This window comes from Pseudomonas sp. RC4D1, assembly GCF_018390395.1.
GTDB lineage: Bacteria > Pseudomonadota > Gammaproteobacteria > Pseudomonadales > Pseudomonadaceae > Aquipseudomonas > Aquipseudomonas danubii.
Window position 1 is genome coordinate 1,411,295 of the sequence record NZ_JAHBAW010000002.1, and the last position, 13,179, is coordinate 1,424,473.

Annotated in this window: 11 protein-coding genes and 4 tRNA genes; 6 read left to right on the top strand and 9 right to left on the bottom strand. The window is 58.7% G+C overall.

The features are described from left to right. The first annotated feature begins 28 nt into the window (after positions 1-28). From KHO49_RS22010 to KHO49_RS22020, 3 genes are read left to right on the top strand one after another with little or no spacing between them, the layout of a single operon-like run. Positions 29-2,356, top strand: coding sequence for a hypothetical protein (locus KHO49_RS22010; RefSeq protein WP_213665821.1), 2,328 nt, complete (start codon positions 29-31; stop codon positions 2,354-2,356). Further along, positions 2,347-3,588: a hypothetical protein gene (locus tag KHO49_RS22015; protein ID WP_213665822.1), complete on the top strand. Its 1,242-nt coding sequence runs from the start codon at positions 2,347-2,349 to the stop codon at positions 3,586-3,588. The genes KHO49_RS22010 and KHO49_RS22015 overlap by 10 nt, the downstream gene beginning before the upstream one ends. Positions 3,589-3,595: 7 nt before the next feature. Next, on the top strand, positions 3,596-4,255 hold the full coding sequence (locus tag KHO49_RS22020) for a DUF1266 domain-containing protein (protein ID WP_213665823.1): 660 nt from the start codon (positions 3,596-3,598) through the stop codon (positions 4,253-4,255). 13 nt (positions 4,256-4,268) lie between these two features. On the opposite strand, the gene KHO49_RS22025 is transcribed toward KHO49_RS22020, so the two are convergent. Continuing rightward, positions 4,269-4,345, bottom strand: a tRNA-Arg gene (locus KHO49_RS22025). Positions 4,346-4,640: 295 nt separating this feature from the next. Here KHO49_RS22025 and KHO49_RS22030 point away from each other — a divergent pair. Both KHO49_RS22030 and KHO49_RS22035 read left to right on the top strand, forming a co-directional pair. Then, entirely contained in the window at positions 4,641-4,880 is a 240-nt protein-coding gene (locus KHO49_RS22030) for a hypothetical protein (RefSeq protein ID WP_213665824.1), read from the top strand. A gap of 23 nt (positions 4,881-4,903) precedes the next feature. After that, a complete protein-coding gene (locus KHO49_RS22035) occupies positions 4,904-5,083 on the top strand; it encodes a PA3371 family protein (RefSeq protein WP_102860694.1) in 180 nt (59 codons plus the stop codon). Here KHO49_RS22035 and phnN read toward each other — a convergent pair. Further along, positions 5,058-5,639 (bottom strand): phosphonate metabolism protein/1,5-bisphosphokinase (PRPP-forming) PhnN, encoded by a 582-nt coding sequence (gene phnN, locus KHO49_RS22040; protein ID WP_213665825.1) that lies wholly within the window; start codon positions 5,637-5,639, stop codon positions 5,058-5,060. The genes KHO49_RS22035 and phnN overlap by 26 nt on opposite strands. A 378-nt stretch (positions 5,640-6,017) precedes the next feature. Here phnN and KHO49_RS22045 point away from each other — a divergent pair, with 378 nt between their 5' ends. Next, positions 6,018-6,344, top strand: a complete 327-nt coding sequence (locus KHO49_RS22045; protein WP_016968184.1) for an Arc family DNA-binding protein — start codon at positions 6,018-6,020, stop codon at positions 6,342-6,344. Between the two features lie 111 nt (positions 6,345-6,455). Here KHO49_RS22045 and mgtE read toward each other — a convergent pair whose 3' ends face one another. The 7 genes from mgtE to alaS form a co-directional block, all read right to left on the bottom strand. Then, positions 6,456-7,898, bottom strand: coding sequence for a magnesium transporter (gene mgtE, locus KHO49_RS22050; RefSeq protein WP_102860692.1), 1,443 nt, complete (start codon positions 7,896-7,898; stop codon positions 6,456-6,458). A gap of 405 nt (positions 7,899-8,303) precedes the next feature. Further along, positions 8,304-8,380 (bottom strand) — tRNA-Arg (locus tag KHO49_RS22055). Positions 8,381-8,452: 72 nt separating this feature from the next. Beyond that, positions 8,453-8,529, bottom strand: a tRNA-Arg gene (locus tag KHO49_RS22060). Positions 8,530-8,636: 107 nt separating this feature from the next. Next, positions 8,637-8,727: transfer RNA gene (locus KHO49_RS22065), tRNA-Ser, on the bottom strand. Between the two features lie 62 nt (positions 8,728-8,789). Beyond that, positions 8,790-8,978 carry a carbon storage regulator CsrA gene (csrA, locus tag KHO49_RS22070; RefSeq protein ID WP_002554426.1) on the bottom strand — a complete coding sequence of 63 codons (189 nt, stop codon included), beginning with the start codon at positions 8,976-8,978 and terminating at the stop codon, positions 8,790-8,792. A 188-nt stretch (positions 8,979-9,166) separates the two neighbouring features. After that, entirely contained in the window at positions 9,167-10,408 is a 1,242-nt protein-coding gene (locus KHO49_RS22075) for an aspartate kinase (protein WP_102860691.1), read from the bottom strand. Positions 10,409-10,505: 97 nt separating this feature from the next. After that, entirely contained in the window at positions 10,506-13,130 is a 2,625-nt protein-coding gene (alaS, locus tag KHO49_RS22080; protein WP_213665826.1) for an alanine--tRNA ligase, read from the bottom strand. Between the last annotated feature and the right edge of the window lie 49 nt (positions 13,131-13,179).

A 13,179-nucleotide genomic window follows, 5' to 3' on the forward strand; every position in this document is an offset into this window, starting at 1 on the left:
CGCAGGTCATTATCAAATGGAGTTAACGATGGCGCATGACAGCAGTGCGATAACCGGGATTGAACTGGAACAGTTCATGGACCGCCTTGAGGCGCAACAGCAGGACCAGGAAACCGATACCCTGCTGGCCCAGTTGCAAGCACAGCCGCTGCGGGCCGACTCCCTGGCCTCGATCGACCGCCTGCACACGCTATGGATGCAGGCCGGTGATTCAGCCGCGGCCCGCGCCGTTATCGCAGAGGATGGCCATGCCCTGCTGCAAGCCGTGCATGAGCCTGCCCGCGCTGAGTTGATGATGAACCTGGCCATCCTGCGCTTGCGCATCGCCAGTTATCTGGACGACGACGCAACCTTGCTTGAGGTGCTCGAACAGCTCAACCAGATGGCTACGCAAACCCTGGACTTCAATGTCGAGCACTATCGTCGCTACCGAATCTTCGACGAGCTGGAACAGGGTCGCCTCGAAGTAGCGCTGAAAACCATCGAAGTGCGCTACGCCCTGACCTTGAGCAATCCTGCCCGTGCGGCGCTGCGTGCCTGGGACGCCGCCGACCAGTATCAACGCCGCGCCCGCGTCCTGGCCTTCCACGACCGCGACGAAGAAGCCCGGAGCGCCGCGCTGGAAGCCGTCAACGCCTTACGCACTGCCGGCCCCGATCAGGACATCGATGAAGGCGACTGGCTGTGGCTGGGCAACTCCCTGATCGAGATCATCCCGTTACGCCTGGCGCTGTTCGAACAACCCATCGCCCAGCTGACTGCTGGCCGCTCGCTGCCCCAGCGCCGCGAATGGGAAGTGCGCACCGCACGCCTGGCCGCCCGCGCCCTGCACGCCCAGGGTGATCTGGCCGGAGCGTTGAAAGTCTGCAATGCCGCAGCCCTGAGCCTGGACTCTGACGGCGGCAACAATTTCATCGAGTACGAACTGCCTTGGCTGATGGAAGCCGGGCGTATCGACGAAGCGGGGTTTCGAGCCTTCATCGACGTTTATGACAGGCAAACCGAGCTCTGGCCGGCCACCGCCCGCCTGGTTCTCGACCGCCTGCAAGATCCCCAAGAGCACAGTGCCTGGTGGCCGATCTGCGTGATGCGCGCCTGTATTACCGAAGAAGCACTGCAGAGTTTTCTCGAAGCGCTGCCGAACATCGAAACCAGCGAGCCCGATACCACCCCACTCCTGGCCGCCCTGTACCAGGCCATGGAAGATCTGGAGACACGCGACTCCCTGTTTGCCCAAGCCCGCGCCGAAGCCCTGCGGCGTGCCCCCGAGCAGCCCTGGATCACCCGCCTGACCGCGGTGCATGACGCAGAGCGCGGCCTGATCGACGCGGCCACCGAAGCCAGCCTGCTGCAGAGCGCCATTCAGGCAGGTCGCATGCAGGACAATCGCAGTGCGTTCTCGCTGTTTGCCGCTCGGGTCAACAGTCTGGGAGTGATCGAAGCACTGAAAGCACCGAAGCCGGTGCTGTCCTGCGGCAAATACGCCTACAACTACGCACTGAGCATCGAAGATCTGGCAGAGACCGAAGCCGACAAGTTGCCCAGAGACGCCCGAGACCAAGCCTACTCGTTGCTGCGCGAAGCGCAGAAAGACGCCTACGAGCAGGGCCAGGCCCACATGGAGCGCTACTTCGCCAGCGGCAGCGGACATCCCTACGATGCCTGCGCGCACCTGTACTCCATGCTCTGCAACAACCTGGCGATCAACTATCGCTACTACAACCAGATCCGCTACGAAGACGCCATCGAGTTGCACGCGCGCGGCATCGCCGCCAGCCCGTTCGCCGAGCACTACAACGGCCTGCTCAGTGCGCGTATCTGCCTGGAAGATCTGCCTGGCATCATCGATGCCGCAGAACAGCTTTGGCATTACTCGGCGGAGTTCGGCTATAGCCGCCACGACCCGAATGAGTACGTCGCCTCGGTGGCGTACGCCCTGTACAAGCTCGATCGCGACAATGAAATCCTCATCTGGCTTGAACGCTTGCTCAAGTGGCAGGAAGAGCAAGGCGTCAGCGATCAGCAATTGGACAGCTCCGCACTGTTCGCCCGGATTCAGGTCGCGCGCTACCTGGCCCATGCCCATCCCGACAACGCCGACAGCCTCTGGCAACGTTACGAGCCAGCAGTGCTGTCCTTGAACGAAGTCTCGGTCATGTCCAGCTCGGTGGACTTCCTCAAGGCCCGCGGCCGCACCGCCGAAGCCATTGACTACTGTGCACGAACCCTGGCCCTGTGCGCCCCGGACGATGACTACGACATCAGGTGCCGCGCCCGGATCGAAGAAATCCTGAGCGAGCTGCAAGCCCCGACTCAACCGACCGCCAAGAAAAACTGGTGGCAGATATGGAAGTAAGCGCCGACAAGCGCAGCCCCAGCTACGCCCCGCGCAACCTGCTGAATGCCGATGAACTCAAACGCGGCATCACTCAGCGCAGCCAGGGACGCGGAGACGAAGACGCGGTACAGGGTTGGTTGCTGAATCACTTCTATCGGCACCTGGTGGGCAACTTCGAACACGCACGGCGCATCCAGACCCTGGAGGACGCCTGTGCAGCGCTGGGTACCGATACGCCGCCGGCCTGGGTGAGCGGGTACTTCGACAGCGCTGCCAAGGCACAGCCCGAAGACGCCGCAAAGGCCGTGGCGACGCTGGTATGGGTCGACCCGCAGGAGCCATTGCTGTTGCAGCAGGAACTGCAACTGGTGGAGTTCCTGACCTCGCGCAAAGGCACGGCACTGGAGGGCAAACTGGAGCGCATCACTTGCCCGCAGGCCCTGGCGCTATGGGAAAAAGAGCACGCACAGATGGCCGCACGGGTCGATCAGGGCTGGCGCCAGAGCTCTCCCGACGCCCTCAATGTGACGGTCTCCTGCGCCGAACACACCTGGGTCGAACTGCGCCCGGAAAGCCCGATGCTACGGGCTGAAATGGCCTTCGAAAGCTATGTGATGCGTCACTGTCTGGGGCAATTCGCCAACCGCCGGGCCTTGACCGGCGGCTACGGTGAACGCTATGCCGAAGCCGTGGAGCAACAGGGCATGCGCGTGTTCAGTCTGCGTGATGCCCAGGGCCAGCCCCACATCACCGTCAGCCTGATCATCCAGGACGACGGCGCACTGACCGTGGAGCAAGTCAAAGGCAAGCAGAACCGCCCGCCCATCGAGCGCTACTTCCAGGACCTGCTGCGCCTCCTCAACACCCTGGGCACCGACCTGCAGACGCCAGCCGACTGCATTGCCATCGGCATCGTCCGCACCGATGCCGGCTGGTTGCGTATCGAGGAAGTCAGCGACGCGCAAGCCCAGACCCGCCTGGTGGCTCGCTACCCGCAACTGTTCTACCGACTGGACGCACCATCGGCCATGGTCGAATGGCTGGTGGCGGCCCGTCAGTCCGACTTGCTGCTAGAGGTTGCCCCCCAGGCGCCATCGGTCAAGTACGCCACCCGCCATATCTTCAAGAAAAGCCCCCGGCCACAATGCCACCCCGACGACCCGCTGTATCGGACCGAAGGCGTGCCCTGGACGGACATGTCTGCGCCCCAGGCCGAGGAAATCGTGGCCTGGCAGGCCAGGAACCGGTGAAACGCACATGATGACGATAATTGCCGTAGCCTTCGGCGCCTGGCTGGTATGGCGCTACTTTCGCCGCCAGTCGCCCACCTCTCTGGTGGTGTTCACGCCGCGCAAACGCTGGGCACTGAGCCTGGCCCAACCCATGGTGGATACCACAGGGATGACCGGCTTCTTCGATCCCGAGACAACTCATTTCATGGATCAGGCGAAAGCCTCCCTCAGGGCCCCGCTGCTGCACCAGATCGGCTTTCGCAGCAACGCCACGGACGACGAAGTCCGCGAGCACTTGGACAGCACCCTGGAACGACAGTGGTTCCGGGTTGACCTGCACAGCCTGAACGCCAGCGACGACCCGCGAGCAGCAATGGCCTTCGCCTGCGTGCGCAGCGCCTTCTTTGTCCGCTGCGCAATGTTGATGGGCTGGATCGACACCGAGAGCGGATGGCGGATCATGCTCCTCAATGCCCAACGCGCCCAGGATTGCTTCAGCGACTGGGAGGACTTCGGCAGAGCCTTCATGCTCGGGCGCAGCCAATGGATCGCAGCGTTCAGGGCTGACTCTCTGGGTGAGGTGTTCAATGAAACAAGCCTGAACCGACTGCTGATGCCCGGTAGCGGCATCTGGGCTGGGGTTGCCTGGCAGGGGCTGCCGGCGTTGTTGCCTGTAGCGGATTGAGACCGCGAAGGGATGGTGTCCCAGGGCAGGTTCGAACTGCCAACCTTCCCCTTAGGAGGGGGATGCTCTATCCAATTGAGCTACTGAGACAAAACGGCAGGCGCCTGATATTTCATGGCGCGTGGGACGGCGTGCATGTTAACGGCCAAGGCCGCATTTGTCATGTTATCCATAGGGCTTTTTGCACGAGCCGTCAGGAGCGCTCCGCTCGCTCATGGCCTCGTCGTGCACATTGCATCACTGCAAAAAGCCATCATTGCAAAATGCAATTCAACAATCCCCAGAATCCATCTCAAGTTATTGTTTTTAAAGAGTTTACCTGCAGTTAAACTCTTGGCACGCAGGCTGCTTTATCAGTGGGTAAAACACTGCGGAGATGACGCCCATGAACAGTGCCCTGTTTCTCTTGAATGCGATCGCCATTGCCGTACTAGTGGCCTTTCACTTTCAACCTGTAGACAACGCTGACCCTACCGGACTGTCTACCGCTCGTTACAACCAGCACCCGGTACCGCAGCTGGCAGTCATGAACACCCAGGTCGAGCCTCGCAGAGTGGCTCGGGTCACCCAGGAAAAGCCCCCGCAGCAACTCGCCGCCACGCCAACCGAAGGCTGGATTTTTTAAGACCAAGACTTCAGGAGTCTCCGATGTCCACCGCAGCCAAAAGCCTGCTTATTCTGACGTTAATCAGCGCTATCGCCGCCTTGCTGCTGCCTGAAGCCCCCTTGGGCAAAGCTGCTCTGATCATCTGCGGCTCAATGTTCAGCCTATTCCTTTTGGCGCTGCTGGCCGGGCGCAAGATCAAGTTCGACCCGATATTACGCTGATCCCGTGCTCGCTCAGTATGGCCAGCAGATGTTCCAGGGTTGTCGTCAACTCACAGGAATTGTCTAGGCGCACAACCTGCTCGTCATCCAGCCAGGCAGAGGAGGCAAACTGTTCGTTGCGCTGTAGGCGACGCTCTATCTCCGGCAGGTTTTCCCTGCCTCTACGCAGCAGGCGACGGCGCAATACCTCGGTATCGACCATCAGAACTATCGGAACTAAATCAGGATAACGTTCCCGTGCCTGTGGCAAATGGCCTCTAGAGCCGTTGATCAATACATTCCGCCCCTGCGCCAACCAAGTATCGATTTGCACGGGAATGCCATAACCCAGACCATTAGCTCGCCAAAACAAGGCAAAATCGCCCCCGGCCACCCGCCGCTCGAACTCCTCGACAGTGACCTCTTGCGCCTCCTCACCCACCGACTCGGCCGAGCGCGTGATCACCCTTCTTACAACCTCACATCCCAATGCACTTAAAGGCTGCCTGGCCGCATCAATCAGGCTATCCTTGCCGGCCCCTGAAGGCCCCATCAAATAAATCAGTCTACCCGGCATGGGCTGCCGCTCCGGACAGCACAACTAGTAAATCGGCCATTTGCCACTATCCTCTAACAGGTAGGGATTACGCTTTCATCCGCATAGCATGCACCTTCACAAGTGCACTGACACTCCCGTCGGATGGGAGAATGCGGCCAACAACGCGGGCCCGGTGATCTTTTCAAACCAGTCCGCATTTCTGATAATTGGTGCTGGCATAACGCCTTTATCCAGTTCAATATTTGTCACAGAATTGACGCCAAGGATCTGGCAATTTTGAGGCATGATGCGGGCCTCTTAACAATTCAGGTTGAACATTTGGCAATCAGGCTTGTCCTAAAAGACAGCTCGCGGCCAATTCCGAGAACCGCTCCCCTGAACTAACCGGTTAAATATATGCGCCCATTGAAACAGGCAATTTATTCCAGCCGTACGGCTGACAAGTTCGTCGTACGTCTACCCGACGGGATGCGTGAACGCATTGCCGAGGTGGCTCGCAATCATCACCGCAGCATGAACTCCGAAATCATCGCGCGCCTGGAGCAGAGTCTTATTCAGGAAGGTGCCTTGGGTGAAGAGTTGAGCATGCGTCTGGACAGCCCTGAGCTGTCCTTGCATGAACGCGAACTGCTTCAACGCTTCCGCCAACTTTCACATCGCCAGCAGAACGCTTTGGTTTCGCTGATCGCCCATGACGCCGAAATGGCCGCAGACGCCAACTGATTTCACCCTGAAAGCTCAAGCCAGCCTAGTTGCTGGCTTTTTTTTGCCTGCGATAAAAGCAACGAAGCGCCATAAAGGCGCTTCGCGAATAAACCGATGTGCAAGGCTGGCTCAGAGCAGGAAGATCGTCGCCAAACCAAGGAAGATGAAGAAGCCGCCGCTGTCGGTCATGGCAGTAATCATTACGCTGGCGCCCATTGCCGGGTCACGCCCCAAGCGCGCCAGTGTCATGGGGATCAGGACCCCCATCAGGGCTGCCAACAGCAGGTTCAAGGTCATCGCGGCGGTCATCACCACTCCCAACGACCAACTTCCGTAAAGCATGTAAGCGACAACACCGATCACTCCTCCCCAGACCAGACCATTGATCAGGGCTACAGCCAGCTCCTTGCGCATCAGGCGTGAAGTATTGCCGGTACTCACCTGGTCCAGGGCCATGGCCCGGACAATCATGGTGATGGTCTGATTACCCGAATTGCCGCCGATACCGGCAACAATCGGCATCAAGGCCGCCAGGGCTACCAGCTTTTCGATAGAGCCTTCGAACAGGCCAATCACTCGGGATGCGACGAACGCCGTGATCAGATTGATTGCCAGCCAGGCCCAACGGTTACGAAGGGACTTCCAGACCGAGGCGAAGATATCCTCCTCTTCCCGCAGACCGGCCATATTGAGGACTTCGGTCTCGCTTTCCTCACGAATCAGGTCGACCATTTCGTCAATGGTCAAACGGCCAATCAGCTTGTCGTTCTTGTCGACCACCGGAGCCGAGATCAAGTCATAACGCTCAAATGCCTGAGCCGCATCGTAGGCATCTTCATCCGGATGAAAGCTCACCGGGTCGCTGGCCATGACTTCCGCGACCTGCTTGTCTGGATCATTGACCAGCAGGCGCTTGATCGGCAGCACCCCCTTGAGCACGCCGTCGTAATCCACCACAAACAGCTTGTCGGTATGGCCCGGCAGCTCCTTGAGACGACGCAGGTAGCGCAGAACCACTTCAAGACTGACGTCCTCTCGAATCGTCACCATCTCGAAGTCCATCAGCGCACCGACCTGCTCCTCGTCATAGGACAACGCGGAGCGAACGCGTTCACGCTGCTGGCCGTCAAGGGCCTCCATCAACTCATGGACTACGTCTCGCGGCAGCTCGGGAGCCAAGTCAGCAAGTTCGTCGGCGTCCATCTCCTTGGCTGCAGCCAGGAGCTCGTGATCGTCCATGTCGGCGATCAGGGTTTCACGCACGGAGTCGGATACTTCGAGAAGAATGTCGCCGTCACGCTCAGCCTTGACCAACTGCCAGACGGTCAGGCGCTCTTCCAGAGGCAAGGCTTCAAGGATATAGGCAACGTCGGCAGAGTGCAGATCATCGAGCTTGCGCTGCAATTCGACGAGATTTTGCCGATGGACCAGGTTTTCGACCCGATCGTGATGGTGGCCTTCCTGACGGTGTGTCAGGTCTTCAACCACCCGCTGGCGCTGCAGCAGCTCAACGACTTGAGCGAGGCGGTCTTGCAGGCTTTCCTGCGTTTTCTTTACTTCTACTTCGGTCATAGGCGAACTCCACTCCCAGCAGAGGAGCACGCCGGAAGGATCAATCAGTCAGTTCATGATTGTGAAAACGGGATACTGAGTAACTACTGGGTAAGTCCATGGAGGTATTCCACAAGCCCCGGCGGGGCTGACGGGCGCAATGATACACCGCTTGGCAGTTTTAAATGTTAAAAAATCGCGGCAAGAACAAGCGCTTGCGGCATAAACCTGAGTAGCGTCCGAATCTATGAGATTGCGACGCCCCGGCAGAAAAAGAAAACACACACGCAGAGAAAAAAGTTCAGCGACAGACAGGGCATTCGACTTCCGAAGATCAAAGCTGTTCCAGCCGGACGAGCAAAAGAGCGACAAATAAAACGCAGAAAGCAAAAAGCCCGCATCTTTCGATGCGGGCTTTCTGATGTATGGTGCACTCGACAGGATTCGAACCTGTGACCGCTCGGTTCGTAGCCGAGTACTCTATCCAGCTGAGCTACGAGTGCATTTTGTGTTTTTAGACCAGACCACAACTGGTTGAAGCCAAGTTAACTACATTACTGCAACTAACTCTTAAATGGTGCACTCGACAGGATTCGAACCTGTGACCGCTCGGTTCGTAGCCGAGTACTCTATCCAGCTGAGCTACGAGTGCATTTGTTGCCGCGCATTATAGGCCGTTAAATCTTTTTGTAAAGCACTTTTTCTATTAATTTCAACAACTTACAGAAAAAGCCAGATTACAACGTACTAAGCAAATAATGGCGGAGAACGGGGGATTCGAACCCCCGACACCCTTTTGAGGTGTACTCCCTTAGCAGGGGAGCGCCTTCGGCCACTCGGCCAGCTCTCCGCAACACGGGGCGTATATTAACCAGCTTTCTCCCCGTTTGCAAACAAAAAAAACGATAAAAATTAATGGCTTGGTTCTTCGTCCTTCTCTTTCTTTATCCGCAGGTAAATTTCCTCACGGTGAACCGCCACTTCTTTGGGGGCGTTGACACCAATACGCACTTGATTACCTTTGACGCCGAGCACGGTCACAGTGATCTCGCCATCACCAATGATCAGGCTTTCTGCGCACCGACGAGTCAGAATCAGCATACCTATCTCCTCACGCATTACATTTTCAGGGACTACAGTCTGCAAAAAAAAGGGTGTCGGCCTACAACCTGGTCGGCTGCAGTCCTACACGCCTAAGTATTGACTAGCACGGGCAAAAGAACAGTTTTCTCCCGTGCCGATCAAAAACACAAAGGGCGCGGTCAGACCGCGCCCCTTTCAAACACTTATCACTCGCCCTGGCGGGCTGGAGCGTCAAGTTCGAACGCGGTGTGCAGCGCACGCACTGCCAGTTCCAGGTACTTCTCTTCGATCACTACCGAAACCTTGATTTCGGACGTGGAGATCATCTGGATGTTGATGCTTTCCTTGGCCAGGGCTTCAAACATGCGGCTGGCCACACCCGCGTGGGAGCGCATACCGACACCCACGATCGAGACCTTGGCAATATTGGTATCACCGACCACTTCACGGGCACCGATCTCACGAGCGGTGTTTTCCAGCACCGTCTGAGCCGCCAGGTAATCATTGCGGTGCACGGTGAAGGTGAAGTCGGTGGTGTTATCGTGCGAGACGTTCTGCACGATCATGTCGACTTCAATGTTCGCCGCACTGATTGGGCCGAGAATCTTGAAGGCCACGCCAGGATTGTCTGGCACGCCACGGATAGTCAGCTTGGCTTCATCGCGGTTAAAGGCGATGCCGGAAATGATCGGCTGTTCCATGGATTCCTCTTCATCAATAGTAATGAGGGTGCCCGGACCCTCCTGAAAGCTGTGCAACACGCGCAGCGGAACGTTGTACTTGCCAGCAAACTCGACCGCGCGGATCTGCAGCACCTTGGAACCGAGGCTGGCCATTTCCAGCATTTCTTCGAAGGTGATTTTGTCCAGACGCTGAGCCTTGGGTACCACACGTGGATCAGTGGTATAGACGCCATCTACGTCGGTATAGATCTGACACTCATCAGCCTTCAGGGCCGCTGCCAGCGCCACACCAGTAGTGTCGGAGCCGCCACGGCCCAGCGTGGTGATATTGCCGTGCTCGTCAACGCCCTGGAAACCGGCAACCACAACCACACGACCGGCCTTCAGATCACCACGAATCTTCTGATCATCGATCTGCAGGATTCGCGCTTTGTTATGAGCACTATCGGTAAGAATACGTACCTGGTTGCCGGTGTAGGACACCGCAGGAATACCACGCTTGATCAACGCCATGGCCAGCAACGCAATGGTCACTTGCTCGCCGGTGGAGACGATCACATCCAGCTCACGGGGAACCGGTTTAGCTTCGCCACTGATCTGCTTGGCCAGATCGATCAGGCGGTTGGTTTCGCCACTCATCGCCGACAGCACAATCACCAGGTCATCGCCGGCTTCGCGGAACTTCTTCACCTTGTCGGCGACCTGCTCGATCCGCTCGACAGAGCCGACCGAAGTGCCTCCAAATTTCTGTACGATCAAAGCCATTTTCTAAGCCGCCTCAGCCCGTAAAGGGGCGCCCGTTAATCAATCAAACTGCACAGCGCATGGACCCGCCACTAGACGACGGGCCCGGCTCGGCGCCTTAAATACCCTGCTCGACAAATGGCACGGTCAGGGCCAGTGCCGCATCCAGCGCAGCAGCATCAACACCACCGCCTTGAGCCATGTCTGGACGACCACCACCCTTCCCGCCCACTGCCGCAGCGGCTTGTTTCATCAAATCACCGGCTTTGAGTTGGCCAGTCAGGTCCTTGGTTACACCTGCAACCAGTACGACCTTTTCCTCATGGACACTGCCGAGCAGGATCACTGCGCGGCCGAGTTTGTTTTTCAACTGATCCACCAGTGCCAACAGCGCCTTGCCGTCCTGGCCATCAAGACGCGCAGCCAGCACTTTCACGCCCTTGACGTCTGCCGCCTGGGCGGACAGATCGTCACCCGCAGCGCTGGCAGCCTTGGCCTGCAACTGCTCGATCTGCTTCTCCAGCAGACGATTGCGCTCCAGCACCGCCGACAGCTTGTCGATCAGGTTGTCGCGGCTGCCCTTGACCAGGGTCGCCGCTTCCTTGAGTTGTTCTTCCGCAGCGTTCAGGTACGCCAGGGCCGCAGCACCGGTGACCGCTTCAATACGCCGCACACCGGAAGCCACACCGCCTTCGCTGGTGATCTTCAGCAGGCCGATGTCGCCGGTACGGTTGGCGTGAATGCCACCGCACAGCTCCACCGAGAAATCACCGCCCATGCTCAGTACGCGCACGCTGTCGCCGTACTTCTCGCCGAACAGCGCCATGGCGCCCTTCTTCTTGGCGGTGTCGATGTCGGTTTCTTCGGTTTCCACCGCTGTGTTCTTGCGAATCTCGGCGTTTACGATGTCTTCCAGCGCCTTGATCTGCTCAGGCTTGATCGCTTCAAAGTGGCTGAAGTCGAAACGCAGGCGCTGACTGTCCACCAGCGAGCCTTTCTGCTGTACGTGCTCGCCCAGTACCTGGCGCAGTGCGGCGTGCAGCAAGTGGGTGGCCGAATGGTTCAGCGAAGTGGCGTGACGCACGTCGGCGTCGACCTGAGCATCAACCGCAGCCCCCGCGATCAGACTGCCCGACGCCAGTACGCCATGATGCAGGAACGCACCGCCGGTCTTGGTGGTGTCGCGCACATCAAAGCGTGCACTGCCGGCCTGCAGGTAACCGCAGTCACCGATCTGTCCGCCGGACTCGGCGTAGAACGGAGTCTGGTCGAGAACCACAACCCCCTCTTCGCCTTCATTCAGTACGTCGACCGATTGCCCTTCTTTATAGAGAGCGACCACTTTGGCCGAACCGCTGGTAGCGTGATAGCCGGTGAACTCGGTGGCCACATCGACCTTGACCAGGCTGTTGTAGTCCATGCCGAAAGAGCTGGCCGAACGGGCACGTACCCGCTGGGCTTCCATCTCGCGCTCGAAACCTTCCTCATCGAGGGTCAGGCTGCGCTCACGGGCGATGTCACCGGTCAGGTCCATGGGGAAACCGTAGGTGTCGTAGAGCTTGAACACCACGTCGCCCGGCACTACCGAGCCTTCGAGTGCCGCCAGATCCTGCTCGAGGATCTTCAGGCCCTGCTCCAGGGTCTTGGCGAACTGCTCTTCTTCAGCTTTCAGCACGCGTTCGATATGCGCCTGCTGGGATTTCAGCTCTGGGAAGGCTTCGCCCATTTCGGCCACCAGGGCCGCAACGATCTGGTAGAAGAAGCTGCCCTTGGCCCCCAGCTTGTTGCCGTGACGGCAAGCGCGACGAATGATCCGGCGCAGTACGTAGCCACGGCCTTCGTTGGATGGCAGTACGCCATCGGCAATCAGGAAGCCGCAGGAACGGATGTGGTCAGCCACCACTTTCAGCGAGGCCTGGGCATCGTTGGTGCAACCGATGGCCTTGGCCGCTGCGTCCAGCAGGCTCTGGAACAGGTCGATTTCATAGTTCGAATGCACATGCTGCAGCACCGCGCTGATCCGCTCCAGGCCCATGCCGGTATCCACCGACGGCGCTGGCAGCGGGTGCAGCACGCCATCGGCGGTGCGGTTGAACTGCATGAACACGTTGTTCCAGATTTCGATGTAACGGTCACCGTCCTCTTCAGGCGAACCGGGTGGGCCGCCCCAGATATCGGCGCCGTGATCGTAGAAAATCTCGGTGCAAGGGCCGCACGGGCCAGTATCGCCCATGGTCCAGAAGTTGTCGGAAGCGTAGGGCGCGCCCTTGTTGTCACCGATGCGCACCATGCGCTCGGCCGGCACCCCGACCTCTTTGGTCCAGATGTCGTAGGCCTCATCGTCGCTGGCGTAAACCGTGACCCAGAGCTTTTCCTTCGGCAGGTTCAGCCACTTGTCGGAGGTCAGGAAGGTCCAGGCGAACGTGATGGCGTCACGCTTGAAGTAGTCGCCGAAGCTGAAGTTGCCCAGCATTTCGAAGAAGGTGTGGTGACGAGCGGTATAACCGACGTTTTCCAGGTCGTTGTGCTTGCCGCCGGCGCGGACGCACTTCTGGCTGCTCACAGCGCGGGTATAAGCGCGCTTTTCCTGGCCCAGGAAGCAATCCTTGAATTGGTTCATCCCCGCGTTGGTGAACAGCAGGGTGGGGTCGTTGCCTGGGATCAAGGAGCTGGAGGCTACACGGGTGTGGCCTTGCTCTTCGAAGAAGCGGAGGAAGGCTTCACGGATTTCTGCGCTTTTCATTAGGTTCTTCCACGGAGACTGCGGCCAAAGGCCTGTGCGCAACGTCAAC